General features: G+C 67.1%; 11 protein-coding genes. 3 read left to right on the top strand and 8 right to left on the bottom strand.

Going from position 1 to position 13,792, the window contains the following annotated elements; genetic code table 11:
* Positions 1-66: 66 nt before the first annotated feature.
* The 4 genes from ABZ789_RS05005 to crtI all read right to left on the bottom strand — a co-directional run bounded on the left by ABZ789_RS05005 (position 67) and on the right by crtI (position 4,103).
* The gene (locus tag ABZ789_RS05005; RefSeq protein WP_358419816.1) at positions 67-822 is read right to left on the bottom strand and encodes an ABC transporter permease; all 756 of its coding nucleotides are present in this window, start codon (positions 820-822) and stop codon (positions 67-69) included.
* 39 nt (positions 823-861) lie between these two features.
* Complete coding sequence (gene idi / locus ABZ789_RS05000) at positions 862-1,446, bottom strand: isopentenyl-diphosphate Delta-isomerase (protein ID WP_358419813.1); 585 nt, start codon at positions 1,444-1,446, stop codon at positions 862-864.
* A gap of 61 nt (positions 1,447-1,507) precedes the next feature.
* Entirely contained in the window at positions 1,508-2,476 is a 969-nt protein-coding gene (locus ABZ789_RS04995; protein ID WP_358419810.1) for a phytoene/squalene synthase family protein, read from the bottom strand.
* Positions 2,469-4,103 carry a phytoene desaturase family protein gene (gene crtI / locus ABZ789_RS04990; protein ID WP_358419807.1) on the bottom strand — a complete coding sequence of 545 codons (1,635 nt, stop codon included), beginning with the start codon at positions 4,101-4,103 and terminating at the stop codon, positions 2,469-2,471. Before crtI ends, ABZ789_RS04995 begins: the two co-directional genes overlap by 8 nt.
* 319 nt (positions 4,104-4,422) lie before the next feature.
* On the opposite strand from crtI, the gene ABZ789_RS04985 reads away from it, so the two are divergent.
* Complete coding sequence (locus ABZ789_RS04985) at positions 4,423-5,196, top strand: DUF427 domain-containing protein (RefSeq protein WP_358419804.1); 774 nt, start codon at positions 4,423-4,425, stop codon at positions 5,194-5,196.
* Positions 5,197-5,226: 30 nt separating this feature from the next.
* Here the strand turns inward: ABZ789_RS04985 and ABZ789_RS04980 are convergent, their stop codons facing one another.
* The gene (locus tag ABZ789_RS04980) at positions 5,227-7,746 is read right to left on the bottom strand and encodes a DUF2156 domain-containing protein (protein ID WP_358419801.1); all 2,520 of its coding nucleotides are present in this window, start codon (positions 7,744-7,746) and stop codon (positions 5,227-5,229) included.
* Positions 7,713-9,032, bottom strand: coding sequence for an alpha/beta hydrolase-fold protein (locus tag ABZ789_RS04975; RefSeq protein ID WP_358419798.1), 1,320 nt, complete (start codon positions 9,030-9,032; stop codon positions 7,713-7,715). The genes ABZ789_RS04980 and ABZ789_RS04975 overlap by 34 nt, the downstream gene beginning before the upstream one ends.
* 139 nt (positions 9,033-9,171) lie before the next feature.
* Between ABZ789_RS04975 and ABZ789_RS04970 the strand changes: the two genes are divergently transcribed.
* A complete protein-coding gene (locus tag ABZ789_RS04970; RefSeq protein ID WP_358419795.1) occupies positions 9,172-9,801 on the top strand; it encodes a TetR/AcrR family transcriptional regulator in 630 nt (209 codons plus the stop codon).
* Complete coding sequence (locus ABZ789_RS04965; protein ID WP_358419792.1) at positions 9,798-11,357, top strand: MDR family MFS transporter; 1,560 nt, start codon at positions 9,798-9,800, stop codon at positions 11,355-11,357. The genes ABZ789_RS04970 and ABZ789_RS04965 overlap by 4 nt, the downstream gene beginning before the upstream one ends.
* On the opposite strand, the gene ABZ789_RS04960 is transcribed toward ABZ789_RS04965, so the two are convergent.
* Both ABZ789_RS04960 and ABZ789_RS04955 read right to left on the bottom strand, forming a co-directional pair.
* Positions 11,326-12,879, bottom strand: coding sequence for a succinic semialdehyde dehydrogenase (locus tag ABZ789_RS04960; RefSeq protein WP_358419789.1), 1,554 nt, complete (start codon positions 12,877-12,879; stop codon positions 11,326-11,328). The two genes, ABZ789_RS04965 and ABZ789_RS04960, sit on opposite strands and share 32 nt — an antisense overlap.
* Before the next feature lie 86 nt (positions 12,880-12,965).
* A complete protein-coding gene (locus tag ABZ789_RS04955; RefSeq protein ID WP_358419786.1) occupies positions 12,966-13,676 on the bottom strand; it encodes a GAF and ANTAR domain-containing protein in 711 nt (236 codons plus the stop codon).
* Positions 13,677-13,792: the final 116 nt, after the last annotated feature.

Here is a 13,792-nt window from a genome sequence, read left to right as displayed (position 1 = left end):
CCTTTCCTTCGGCAGCGGCTGTGTCCACTCATACTCCAGGGCTCACTCGAATCGCAGCCTCACGTCTCATGTGGTCACGACCGGGCGGTAACGCAGGATGCGGCCGAGCCCCTGTGCGGTCAGCACGGAGGTGATGGACCCGGTCGCCATGATCGCCGCGAGCACGACCACCTGGAACCGTCCGGCCTCGAGGGGTGACAGCCCGCCGAAGATCGCGCCGACGAACGCACCCGGAAGGGTGACCAGCCCCGTCGTCCTCGTCTGGTCCGTCGACGGGATCATCGCTGCGTGCACGGCGAATCGTGCCGGGGTCAGCGTCGCCTGGCGCATGGTCGCCCCCAGCGCGAGCCGGCCCTCCACCTCCGCCCAGTGATCGTCGACGGTCTCGTAGAACCGGCGGCCGGCCAAGGTCGCGACCGTCATCGTGTTGCCGATGATGATGCCGCCGAGAGCGAGAGCATATCTCGGGGTCGCTTCCACCGCGCCGATCACGAAGACGACTCCGGCCGAGACGAGAACGCCGGTCAGCATCGCACCCGCAGTCGTCGCCCACACGCCCGCGTCGCCACCGATTCGCCTGCATGCCGTCCACCATGCGACGGTGAACATCACCGCGAGCACGCCCGCGACCCAGCGGGCATCGGTGATCACGCCGGAGAGCACGACACTGATGAACGCGAGTTGCACCGCGCCACGCGCGATGGCACCGACCGGCGCGAAGTGGTGCGGGACCCGGAACGCCCAGAGCACCGCAGTCGAGATCGCGGCGAGTGCGAGGATGCCGCCGATCGTGCGGAGCAAAACTGCAGGGTCGTCGGTCACGAGAACGACGTTAGTGATCCGACCCGGCGACTGCCGCCCCTACGAGCGGTCGGGTGCGGCGTGCGGCAGAGCCGAGACGGACGCGACCGGCCACGCCAGCGGATCGGGACCGAGCTGCCGCAGTTGGAGTACCTGCTCGCGGCACCACAGCGACACCTCGCGGCGTCCTTCGACGACGTCCTCTGCGAACTCCGTCCAGTCCATCCATTCGGCGTCGTGCACTTCCGACGGATCGGGGACGGGAGCCGGCCCGTCGTACACCACCCGGAAGACCGGGCAGATCTCGTTCTCCACGATGCCGTTGTCCATCACCGCCCGGTAGCGGAAGGACGGCAGAACGACCTCGATGTCGGTGACGTCGATCCCGAGCTCCTGGCGCAGCCTGCGGCGCACGGCTTCGGTGAGCAGCTCGTCGGGCGCCGGATGACCGCAGCAGCTGTTGGTCAGGACACCGGGGAAGGTGATCTTGTCCATCGCACGGCGGGTGAGCAGGACATTTCCGTCGGGATCGAAGACGTACGACGAGAAGGCGAGGTGCAGCGGGGTGTCGGTGGTGTGGACCGTTGCCTTCGGTTCGATGCCGACCGCGCGGCCCGCATCGTCGAGAAGCACGACCTGTTCCATGTGATGTCCTGTTCTGTATTTCATTTCCGTGCGTATGCGCCGGCAGCAGCCGGAACGGGCGTCACCGGCTCTGCAGCGGGGTGAGTGCTCCCAGTCTCGACCGTGTGCGCAGCGTGGTCCAACCGGCCGACGCCAGACGCGGCGCCGCAACCGAGAGGCGCCTGCGTCTCGACACACGGGCCCGCTGGTGAAGTACCCGATAGCCGCTGTCCTCGACGGCCCGCAGGATATCGCCGTAGAGCACGAATGCCGTCCGCATCGCCGGGCGCACCGCCGGGTCGAGCAGGTCGATGCCCGGTTCGGCGACGCGGTAGATCGCACGGGTGTGTGCGATCAGGTGGGACAGAGCACGCTCGAGCCGCACGTCGTCTCGTCCCGTATTTCGGCAGTACCACAGCAGGTCCTCGTCCACTCCGAAGGCGGCGAGCACGTCGGTGGGCAGATAGATCCGGTCGCGGTCGAGGTCTTCCCCCATGTCGCGGATGAAGTTCGTGAGCTGGAACGCCTCCCCGAGCGCGGCAGCAGGTGCGGCTGCCCGCTCGCGTTCCGTCTCGATTCCCAGAATGGGCAGCATCTGCAGGCCGATGACGGCAGCCGAGCCGTACATGTATTCCGACAGTTCGGCCATGGTGCGATACCGCGAACGGAACAACTCGGTGCCGGGAATGTCCATCCGCATCGAGCGCAGGAAGGCGTAGTAGTACTCGTGGGGGATGTCGTAGCGCTCGGTGGTGTCCACCAGCGCCCGCAATACGAGGCCGAACTCGTCGTAGGTCGGTGGGCGGCCCCCGAGCGCCTCGGTGAGTCTGCGTTCGAGTGCGTCGAGGACCGGCGCCGCATCGACCGGTTCGACGTCGACGATGTCGTCGACCATCCGCGCGAAGCCGTAGAGGGCATGCACCCCGGCGCGTTTGGATGCCGGGAAGATGCGGGTCGCGAGGAAGTACGTCTTGCCGTGGCGCCTGTTGAGTTCACGACACAGCCGGTAGGCCTCATGCAGGCCGGGATCGATTCCGTCGAGTTCACCCATGAGTGATCGCACCCGCCTCCACTGCAGCTTCCGCCGGAATCGACGCCGCCCCGCCGTCACCGGTGACTTCGACCGAGATGCGTTCCGCGGCGAGGCGACCCGAGATGAGTACGGTCGGCACCCCTACGCCCGGAGTCGTACCGGATCCGGCGAGGACGAGGTTGTCGACGCCTTGCACGAGATTGGGGCGGCGGAAGGGCCCGGTCTGCCGGAACAGGTGTGCCGCCGAGAACGGGCTGCCGGCGAGCATGCCCCTGTCGGCCCAGGTCTGCGGGGTGTCGAGATGATCGACTCGCATGCCACTCGTCAGTTTCCGATATCCGCGATGTTCGAGGACCTGCTGGATCTCGCGCATGTACGGCTTGCCGAGGCGGTCCCAATCGAGCGGTGCGGAAACGAGATTCGGACAGGGTGCCAGCACCGAGACGGGCTCACACTCGACACCACCCCGCACGACCCGCAAGGACGGATCGGTCATGGCGGGGCGCGTGATGAGCAGTGACGGATCCGACATCAACCGGCCGTGGCCGCGCGGGGCCGTGATCCGTGCGAAGGTCTCCGACCATTGCGCACCGAAGTCGATGGTGTGGTGCGAGGCCGACGGCCAGGTCCGTGTCACGTCGATGGGAACCGTGCCGTGGAAGACGACGGCGGACGGCGATGCGACGGTGGCGTTCCGGCTGCGCTTGCGCGGCACGACACCGGCGCGGAGGAGCCACCGGTCGACCACCGGCAGATCCGGAGTGAGGACGAAGGCATCTGCGGTGAAGTGCCGGCCGTCGACGGTCCGCACACCGGTCGCGCGGCCGTCCTCGACGAGAAGTTCGGACACCTCGGCCCCGGTGTGCACCGTCCCGCCGTTGCGCACCAGTGCGTCCGTCATGGCAGCGGAGATGGTGGACATACCGCCCGACGGGAAGTACACGCCGAGCGAGGTGTCCATGTGCGCGATGGCACCGTAGACCGCGAGGGCTGTCGAGGGAGCCGTCCCCGCGTAGAGCGCCTGGAAGGTGAAGATCCGCCGGAGCCGGTCGTCCCGGACGTACGACGCGACACGCGATCCGAGACGGCCGAAACCGCCGAGCCGGACGAGGTTCGCGGTGTCGCGCAACGCCGAGCGCGACGACACGAGGTCGAGCGGCGAATCGAAGTTCGAGTCGATGTACCGGTCGAACTCCGCATCGAAGATCTCGGCGAGCCACCGGCGCAGTCTCCGATATCCGTCGGCTTCGTCGGGTCCGCACACCCGGGCGATCTCCTCGGTCATCGCCTCCGGATCGGAATACACGTCCAGGGCGGTGCCGTCCGCGAAGCGAGCGTGGTAACCGGGTGAGAGCCGGGTCAGGGTGAGCGCCGGGGTCGTCGAGTCGAAGGACTCACCGACGGCCGCGAGAGCATCGGCGATCAGATTCGGCATGGTCAGTACGCTGGCGCCGTTGTCGATGTCGTAGAGGTGACGACCGTCCTCGAACACCGGATACATACCGACGCGACCACCGACAGTGCTCTCGCGCTCGAGAACGACGACGCGTTTACCGGCTCCGGCCAGATGGAGCGCCGCGGACAGTCCCGCGAGACCCGCCCCGACCACGACGACCGATTCGACGGGACCACTCACGGACCTCATGCCTTTCCTCTCTGCATCCGCGGAGCCGTCTGCTCCGCGCGCGAACGCGCTTCCATGAACAACTGGAGAAAACCTACTGGTGGACGCGGACGCCGGTTCTCGTTCCGCCGGTGGTCGGAAGGGGACATGATCGGTCTCCTGTGGTCGTCGCCGGAGCTGGCGGATCGCGTATCGGGTTCTTCTCGGTCGGTTCGGGTGACGGACCTCACGCCGCCTCGTCCTGTATTCGGAGCCCGGTGGCGGGCGGATGGGTCCGGCTTCGGAAGCCCTCCCCGGCGGGTTCGGTCCCGTCGTCCGGACGACGCGATACGGTCGATATATGCCTGCCCGCAAGACCGCTGTGCTCCGTCGGCCGCCGGATACCGACGACTATGTCTACGAACCCGTCGAACGCCGCATCAGGGGTGAGTGGTTCGGCCGGCCCGTGGTCGACAGCACCCGGGCCGTGCTGGTGTGGGCACCGGGCAAGCCCGTCCCGTTCTATGCCTTCCCCCGCGAGGACGTGCGACTCGACCTGATCTCGGCCTCCGTGTCGCCGAGCCGCTCCCGGCAGGACGTCTGGCAGTGGTACGACATCGTGGTCGGCGATCAGCGGGCCTATTCGGCGGTATGCCAGTTGGACGTGGACGGACTCGACGATCGTCTCGTCTTCCAGTGGTTCCGGTACGGCGAGACCGGCCCCGGCGACGCCGTCGACGAGGGCGAACGATGGTTCGAGGAGGAGACCGAGGTGTTCACCCATCCACGCGATCCCTATCACCGTGTCGATGCGCTGCGCAGTTCACGACACGTGCGAGTGACCATCGACGACGTCGTGGTCGGCGACACCCGCAATCCCGTGCTCGTATTCGAGACGGGCCTTCCCACCCGCTACTACCTCCCACCCGAGGATGTCGATTTCGCGGTGCTGGAGGAGTCCGAGTGGCGGACGAGCTGCCCCTACAAGGGCACGGCGCGGTACTGGTCGTTCTCCGGCCCACCGCCGGCCGACAACGTCGCGTGGTCGTATCCCGAACCGTTCCCGGGCATGGAGGTCATCGAGGGATACGTGTGTTTCTACGATGACGCTGCGGAGATCACGGTCGAGGATTGAGTGCCGGCGCTTCGGCGCGACTCCTGGGAGTCATCGACGCAGCAGATGCGTGACCAGCCGTCCCCCTTCTTCGAGCGACATGTGCGGGAGATAGGCACGGCCGACCGCGAGACCGATGGCCGGCAGTGCCGCAGGGTCGGGAAAGACCATGTACAACGGCCGGTAGCGGGGTTGGAACTTCGCCTTGAACGCCAGCAACGACCGGAAGCCGTAGACCGGTTCGAGGGTGCGACCGAGCAGATCGAGCAGAGCATCGAGTGCGCCGCGATCGAGTCCCGAGGTGTCGTCCGCGCTCGCGAGCGGCGCGCCCGACAAGCTCAGAAATTCGAGTCCCTCTTCTCCGGCGGAGCGTGCCGCGGAGGCGATGAGGAATTCTATCGACGGCCGGAACCCGTCGGAACGCCGGCGCATGAAATCCAGTGTCAGGCCGACGATCTTCCCGTCCCGGTAGACCGGCATCCACGAGGTGACGGCGTGCAGGTGCTCGTCCGCGTCGACCGCGAGCAGCAGGCGGACCTCCGGGTCGCGCAGCTCGGCAAGTCCGCCGAGCGTGAATCCCATTTCGGGTAGCCCCTTGTCCGCGACCCATTCCTCGGAGATGTCGACGATCTGCTCGGTCACCGACAACGGCGCGGCGGCGAAGGTCGTCCATCTCGCCTCGATTCCCTCTTTCGCAGCGCGATTGAGGGCGGTGCGCACGTCCTGGAACTTCTTTCCCTTGAACGCGACATCATCGAGGTCGACGACCGTTTCCTCTGCCACCTGCAGGCAGGTCCAGCCATATTCCCCGGCGATCGCGGCGGTGTTCTCGTCCACCGAGTACAAGCACGGTGTCCAACCGTTACCGAAGCAGTAGCGCGCGAACTCGTCGACCGCCCCGGTGCGCGTCGCACGGTCGCCGACCGGATCCGCCGTCGTCAATGCGACGCCCGAGTACACCCGATACGCCACGGCATGCCGACCGTCGTCGCTGAACCAGTACCGGTTCCCCGCCCAGGTGGTCATCCACGACAGCGACCCCCCACCCGGATCACGCAGGAGTGCTCGGACGCGCTGCTCGTCACCGAGATCGATACCGAGGGGTGGAACGAGGAAGCTGCGCAGCATGAGAAGGCAGAAGACGAGCCAGACCGCCACACCGGTCCACTCGAACAACAGGGTCGCCGCGGTATCCAACGGCATCACAGGAGGATCGAAAAGTTGGAGATAGACGGGCGGAAGAAGCCGGCGGGGTGCGTCACGGAGCAACGTTCCGACCCCCGGATCGCGGTCGAACCCGTCGGCCACCAGCGTGCCCACCACCAGGTACACGACGAGTGCGATGCCGGCAGCGGCCGCGGTTCCGGCCCACACCCGGCGATAGATTCCCTCCGGGGCTCGGACGTCGAACAAGCGCCGCGTGGCCACCAGCACAGCGAGCACGGTGACCAGCGCGAGTAGGGGTGCCAGTTCGGTGTACACGGAACTGTGGCGGTGTGCCCCGTAGAGCAGCGAACGGGTCTCGTCCTGTTCGGTTACGCGGGCGACCGTGCTCGCGGCGGCCGCCGCGATGAGAACGACGTGCCCGGCCACCGACAGGAACCACCCCGCTCGTCGTCCGCGCCGTAGCCCTTCGGCGCCGATCAACAACACCAGGGAGGGCAGGAGGTTGGCCACGAGCGGCCCGATCCCCGACAAACGCAGGGCCTGCTGCCCCTTCCGGCACTCGTCGCGCAATGCCGGATCCGCGCACACGTCCACCAGTTCCCGGGGACTGTAGGGCACCTGGTCGAATAGTTCGCGCAGGGCGGACAGTGGACCGATCGAGTGCGGAGAGAACGCCGCGAAGATCGGGCCGAGTACACTCGCCGCGACGACCAGCGCGACGAGGGTGCGGCGCTCCCGGATGGTGCCACCGAGCACCGGACGGCGCAGACCGCGACCGAACAGCAGAGGCCCGGCGAGCAATCCGGCGAGCGCAACCGTCACCCGGTTCACGTCCTGCAGGTGCCCGGCGAACAGGGCGGCGGTCACCAGGAACACCAGCAGCAGGGCACGGATTCGGCGGCGCCACAGCGTGCGCATCGCGGCGGTGGACGCAAGCAACGTACCGAGCACCCAGGCCAGCGGGTCCTCTGTGAGGTGACTGTGCAGTTCCGCTCCCCAGAAGTTCGGCGCCAGCGACGCGGCCTGGGCCACCAGTAGCGCCAGCGCGGATCCCACCCCCTGGGAGACGACAGCGGCGATCGCGAATCGGCGACTGCCTATGCGACGTTCTACCGGCATCGCTACGCCGAGGATCGCTGCGCTTCCGAGCAGGTATTCACCGAGTCCGGATGCGAACAGTCCCGAGGTCCACAGGGTCCACAGGTGGCCGTCGGCGATGTTCGGAATCCCGAGCGACATCTGGGAAGCCGTGCCGTGCGACGGGCCGCTACGCACCGAACCGGTGACGACCGCGAGGAACCAGATCAGCACGAGCAGCCCGCACGAGACCGGCGCACGGAGGAGCGCGGTTCCGGGCCGGGATCGGGACATCAGTTGCCGAGCCCGAGCCGTTGAGCGAGCCATGACAGTTCCTTCTCGAGCGCTGCCGCCCACAGCGCGTAGTTGTGTGTTCCGGGGAGTTCGGTGAGATGGACATCCATGCCCGCGTCACGAGCCGCCGCGGCAAGGCTTTCCACCCCGGCACGGTATTCGGCATCGTCGGTCCCCACCACGAAAGCGCCCGCGGAATCCGGATAACGGTTGCGTCTCAGCAGATCGGCGGGGTTGTTGCGGGCAAAAGCTTCCGCGTCGCCCCCGAAGACGTCGCGAATCGTCTCGTCCCTGTTGCCGAGAGTGGGTTCGGCCTGCCCCGAGAAGTCGAGGAAGGTCGGATAGACGTCGGGGCGGGTGGTCGCGAGTTGCAGGGCGCACGTCCCGCCGTACGACAATCCGCCCACGGCCCACGCCTTCGGGTCGTCGTCGACCTGAAGGTGGTCCCGCACCCAGGCCGGCACGTCGACCGCAAGATAGGTGGCCGCATTACCGAGGCGCGAATCCACGCACAGCGGGTTGTCGAGCTGACCTCCCGTTCCGTCCGCGACCACGACGACCGGTGCCAGGCCTCGATGCTCGGCGGCGTAGGAATCCATGGTCTGCGTGAGGCGCCCACCCACAAGCCAGTCCTCCGGGCCACCGGGCTGTCCGGGGAGCAGGATCAGCACGGGGAGTTCGGGTCTCGGATCCGAGAAATATGCAGGCGGAAGGTAGACGCGGGCCTCCCGCGCCCGGAATCCCGAGACTGCCCCGGGGATCGTCACGGACGTGACCGCGCCGGTCGTAGGGAGGTTGCCCGGTGGCGACCATTCCGCCACCGATAGGGTCCGCGAGCTCGCGACAGAGGGGTCGTCCAGGGATACGGTGCGGTAGTCGGTGATGCCGAGGACGGCCCGCACGGTCGGATACGCGCCGTAGACCGCATCGATCCGACCGGCTGCGGCGATCACGACGACCAGCATGGCCGCAACGAGTCCACTTGCGGCCAGAGGCCGAGCCCGGTCGCGGCGGCGCGCGAACCAGCGTCCGATCAGTAGCGCTACGGCGAGCACTGCCACCCCCACCCACCCGTACACCACCCACGGCAGTCGGTCGGGGAACGGCTTCCACACCTTCTCGACCAGCAGTGCCGCGCCGGCGGTGACCACTATTGCCGCGATCACCGCAGCGGGGACGCCACGGACGAACCACGACCGCTTCCTGCGCGCGAGCAATACGATCAGGCCCGACACCACGAGAACGGCGAGCACCGCAACTGCCGCACGCGTGGTCAGAGGTAGGTCCAGCACCCACGCCGTGATCCCCGGCCAGGACATGAAGCTCAGTATGCGGACCACGGGGAACCGGCCGGGTGGAGAACTTGACTCTCTGATTCAGAAACCTGATTTGCGCGAAACGGAAATTTCGCTAATGTAAAACTTCATGACTGCAACTGCGCCCGGGGACTCTCGGAAGGTGACGAGTTCGCACCGCGAACGCAAACGCGCCCGCACGTGGACGGCGATCCATCTCGCTGCCGCAGACGCCGCAGCTCACCACACCCGCCTGGCCGACATCACCATCGACACCATTGCGGAACGAGCAGAGATCTCACCGCGAACCTTCTTCAACTACTTCAAGTCGAAGGAAGACGCCGTCCTCGGCCTGTGCTCCCCCGTCATCGACGACAGCATCGCCGACGAGTTCGACTTCGCGCCGTCCGACGACCTCGTCGAGAAGGTCGCGTTCCTGCTCCTGGCGGTGTTCCGTAGCGCGAACCGCCGTGCGATCGATTACGACGAGTACATCGCCCTGATGGATCGGCATCCCGAACTCGCGCGCAGGCGCTTCCAGCACATCGACGATGTGGAGGCGGTCGCCACCGAACTCGTCACCACCAGGTTGGCGACCACGCACCGCGTGGACGGAGCACTCGGACACGACAGCACCGTCGAGGACACCGCCGCCATGATCGTCACGGTCGCGGGTGCTCTCATGCGCTCCGCGATGCGCCCGCTGCTCACCGCACCGGCCAGAACGGAATCCGATTCCGAGTCGGTCCTGCAGCGCACCTGCGCACTCTTCCGGGAGGTCACACGGCGGTGAACGCTCACGATCCGGCCGAAAGGCCATCGGCGGCCGGGGAACAGACGACACCGCGCGTCACTTTCATCTTCGCAGGTCTCATGCTCGCGATGCTGGCCGCGTCTCTCAATCAGACGGTTCTGAATCCCGCCCTGCCGACCATCGTCGGCGAACTCCACGGTGTGGACCGGATGCTGTGGGTGATAACCGCCTACATCCTCGCCTCGACGATCATGATGCCCGTCTACGGCAAACTCGGGGATCTCTTCGGCCGCAGGCCACTGCTGCTCACCGCATTGACGATCTTCGTCCTCGGGTCCGTCCTCGGCGCGCTCGCCGGGGACATCACGTGGCTCATCATCGCCCGGGCCGTCCAGGGAGCCGGAGGCGGCGGTCTGATGGTGTTGTCCCAGGCCACCATTGCCGATGTCATTCCGGCCCGTCAGCGGGGCAGATATCTCGGAATCATGAGCAGCGTCTTCGCCGTGTCGTCGGTGGCCGGCCCCCTGCTCGGCGGATGGTTCACCGAAGGTCCCGGCTGGAGATGGGTGTTCTGGATCAACGTGCCGCTCGGTGCGATCGCCGTCGTTGCCGCGGTGGTCTTCCTGCGCCTGCCTCGCGTCTCCGGATCCGGTCGTCGGATCGACATTCTCGGCATGGCCGTACTGTCCGTTGTCACAACGCTTCTCGTACTCGTAGCGACCTGGGGCGGTTCGCAGTACCCGTGGACCTCGCCGATCATGCTCGCGTTGATCGCCGCAACTGTGGCGGGGGCGGTCCTGTTCGTCGCCGTCGAACGGCGCGCCCACGAACCTGTGATCGGTCTACATCTGTTCCGCGACCGCAACTTCGACCTCGTCACCGCTGCCGGACTCCTCATCAGCATCGCCCTCTTCGGCGTCGCCGCCTACATGCCCACCTACCTCCAGATGGTCGCGGGCAAGAGCGCCACCACCGCCGGCTTGCTGATGCTCCCCATGATGGGACCGATGTTCGTGACGTCGACGCTGGCGGGACGATTCGTGACGAGGACCGGTCGCTACAAACGGATACCCCTCGTCGGGTCGGTGCTCGTCACCGTCGGCCTGGTTCTCCTGTCCACCCTCGACGCGGAAACACCCCTGTGGATGCTGTGCTGCTGGCTCGCCGTGCTCGGAGTCGGATTCGGCACGGCGATGCAGATCCTCGTGCTGGTCGTGCAGAACTCGTTCCCCATCGAGGAAGTCGGCACCGCAACCGCGGGAAACAACTACTTCCGTCAGATCGGGGCGACCCTCGGTTCCGCCGTCGTCGGCAGCGTGTTCGCCGCACGTCTCGCCGGTGGACTGTCCGGCACCGGCGTCGGCGAGCCCGAGTCACTCACCCCCGCCACGGTTCAGGGCCTTCCCGACACCCTCCGGCAATCGGTCCTCGAGGCCTACAACGATGCACTCGTGCCGATCTACCTCTATATCGCACCACTCGTGATGGTCGCGGGGGTCCTGCTGTGTTTCGTCGTCGAGAAACCCCTCGCGACCACCATCGTGCGGAAGAACGATTCGGTCCCTACCGGCCCGGCAGCCACTGCATCGACTTGACGAGCGGGGCGAGCATCTTCGCCCACAGGCGCCGCGGGAGCCAGCGGGGACCGTCGAGGTCGAGCAGCCTGGTCGTTGCGACGGTCTGTGCCTCGGTGTATTTGTACAGGCCCTCCGCGCCGTGGCGGCGACCCATTCCGGAGATGCCCATGCCTCCCATCGGCGCACCGGTGCTGCCCCATGCCGGCGCGTATCCCTCGTCGACGTTCACGGTGCCCGCGCGCACCCGCGCCGCGATGGCCTCACCCTGCGCCTTCGTCGCGGCCCACACCGATGCGTTGAGTCCGTACTCGGTGTCGTTGGCCTGCCGGATCGCCTCCTCGACATTCTCGACCGGGTAGATCGACACCACGGGGCCGAACGTCTCGTCGCGATAGCACTCGGCGTCCTCGGGCACGTCGGTGAGCACCGTCGGTTCGAAGAACAGGGGGCCGAGATCGGGTCGGGCGTTCCCGCCCGCGACGACGGTCGCACCCTTGGCGACCGCATCCTCGACATGCCGGGTGACGGTCTTGACCTGGCTCTCGCTGATCAGGCAGCCCATCTCGGTGCCGAAGTCGTAGCCGGGGCCCAGCGACATCTCGCGCACCCGCGCCCCGAACATCCGGATGAACTCCGGGGCGATGGACTTCTCGACGTAGATTCGCTCGATCGAGATGCACAGTTGCCCCGAGTTGGAGAAGCACGCCCGCACTGCGGCATCGGTGACCTCGCGCAGATTCACACCCGCGGTGACGATCATGGGATTCTTACCGCCGAGTTCGGCGGAGAATCCGATCAGGCGGCGGCCGGCCTGCTCGGCGAGCAGACGCCCCGTCTCCGACGACCCCGTGAACATCAGGTAGTCGGCGTTCTCGGCGATTGCGCTACCCACCACGGGCCCAGGCCCGGGAACCACCGCGAAGACGTCGCGCGGCACACCCGCCTCGTAGAGCAGTTCGGCGACCGCGAGTGCACAGTACGGGGTCCGGCTGTCGGGCTTGAGCACCACGCTGTTGCCGGCGAGCAGGGCGGGAATCGCGTCCGACACCGCCAACGTCATCGGGTAGTTCCACGGCGCGATCACGCCGACGACGCCCTTGGGATGATGCAGGACGGTCGTCTTCGTCAGAACCGGCAGCATGCCCGTGGCCTTGCGCGGGCGCAGCAACTTCGGCGCTACGCGCGCGTAGAACCGCGCGGTCATCGAGATGTCGAGCACCTCTTCCTGAGCGGAGCTGCGCGACTTGCCGGTCTCGGCCTGTGCCATGTCCATGAGCTGCGCGCGACGGGCCAGCACGAGGTCGCGGTAGCGGTGCACGATCGCGGCGCGCTCGGAGACGGGCAGCCTCGCCCACGCTTCCTGTGCGGCGCGGGCCCGGGCGATTGCAGCCTTCGCGTCCTCGGCGGTGCCGACCGGCACGGTGGCCAGCTCCCGGCCCGTGAAGGCCTCGACAACGGGACGGGTGGGCCGCTCGGCGGCGTCGGGGATCGCGACGAGATCGGCAAGACGCTGGAAGGTCGCAGCGCTCGGAGCTGGCATGGTGCACCCCTACCGGTGAGTAGTACTTGCAGTTTCACCAAACCTACCCGGCGTGCGTGTGCGCTGTCACACAGGAAAGCGCCGGGTTACCTCGACCGCTCGACGGAGCGCTCCGGACCGGCATCGACGAGCCGCTGCGCGACCACCGAGAGCGTGACGTTGCTGTCCTGCGAGAGCTTGCGCAACAACTCGAACGCCGCGATGGCGTCGACGCCGAAGCGTTCCATGATCATCCCTTTGGCCTGTCCGATGATGTCGCGGGTCGCCAGAGCGGACGCGAACTGTCCCTGACTGCGCGCCGCGCTCATCGCGATCGCCGCGTGGGCGGCCAGGACCTCGGCCGTCGCCTCCCCGAGCGGGCCGAACGCCTCGGCCTCGGAGGAGAACATGTTGAGCGCTCCCATGCTCTCCTGCTCGACATAGAGCTGGAACGACAGGGCGCTGAGCACCCCGGCCTTCACGGCAGCCGCGGCGAAGCGCGGCCAACGCGACTCGGCGCGAAGATCCTCCGAGCGGACCACGAGGTACTTCAAACTCGCATCCAGACACGGCCCCTCACCGAACTGCTCCTGGATGTCGTCGAGATCCTCGGCAAGCTTCGATGTCGCAGCGAGGGATCGGAAATGTTGACGCCCGGTCACGATGAGGATGTCGGCACAATCGGCCCCGTCCACGAGCTCGACTGCCGCCGCGGTCACGCCACGCAAGGTCTCGTCGAGATCCGTCGGATGATAGAAGCCCCGCGCGAGCTGTGCCATACGGCGTCCGATATCGCCCGCTTCGGACGAAACTGTCATCGAGACATCTCCTTCTCCGGTGGGCGAGATCACGCCCGGCAGAGCCGACCGCGGGTGTCACTCGCCGCTTCGGCAAGCACTGCACGATGGCTCCACCTCTGGAACATACTTTCCGG

It is taken from the genome of Rhodococcus sp. NPDC047139, assembly GCF_040643435.1.
Lineage (GTDB): Bacteria > Actinomycetota > Actinomycetes > Mycobacteriales > Mycobacteriaceae > Rhodococcus.
Note: the sequence above shows the minus strand (reverse complement) of the source record. Positions and strands in the feature narration are given on the sequence as shown.

Coding starts and splice junctions, on each gene's coding strand:
- idi (WP_358419813.1), bottom strand. CDS start 1,446: ATGGAACAGGTCGTGCTTCTCGACGATGCGGGCCGCGCGGTCGGCATC.
- ABZ789_RS04995 (WP_358419810.1), bottom strand. CDS start 2,476: ATGGGTGAACTCGACGGAATCGATCCCGGCCTGCATGAGGCCTACCGG.
- crtI (WP_358419807.1), bottom strand. CDS start 4,103: ATGAGGTCCGTGAGTGGTCCCGTCGAATCGGTCGTCGTGGTCGGGGCG.
- ABZ789_RS04985 (WP_358419804.1), top strand. CDS start 4,423: ATGCCTGCCCGCAAGACCGCTGTGCTCCGTCGGCCGCCGGATACCGAC.
- ABZ789_RS04980 (WP_358419801.1), bottom strand. CDS start 7,746: ATGGCTCGCTCAACGGCTCGGGCTCGGCAACTGATGTCCCGATCCCGG.
- ABZ789_RS04975 (WP_358419798.1), bottom strand. CDS start 9,032: ATGTCCTGGCCGGGGATCACGGCGTGGGTGCTGGACCTACCTCTGACC.
- ABZ789_RS04960 (WP_358419789.1), bottom strand. CDS start 12,879: ATGCCAGCTCCGAGCGCTGCGACCTTCCAGCGTCTTGCCGATCTCGTC.
- ABZ789_RS04955 (WP_358419786.1), bottom strand. CDS start 13,676: ATGACAGTTTCGTCCGAAGCGGGCGATATCGGACGCCGTATGGCACAG.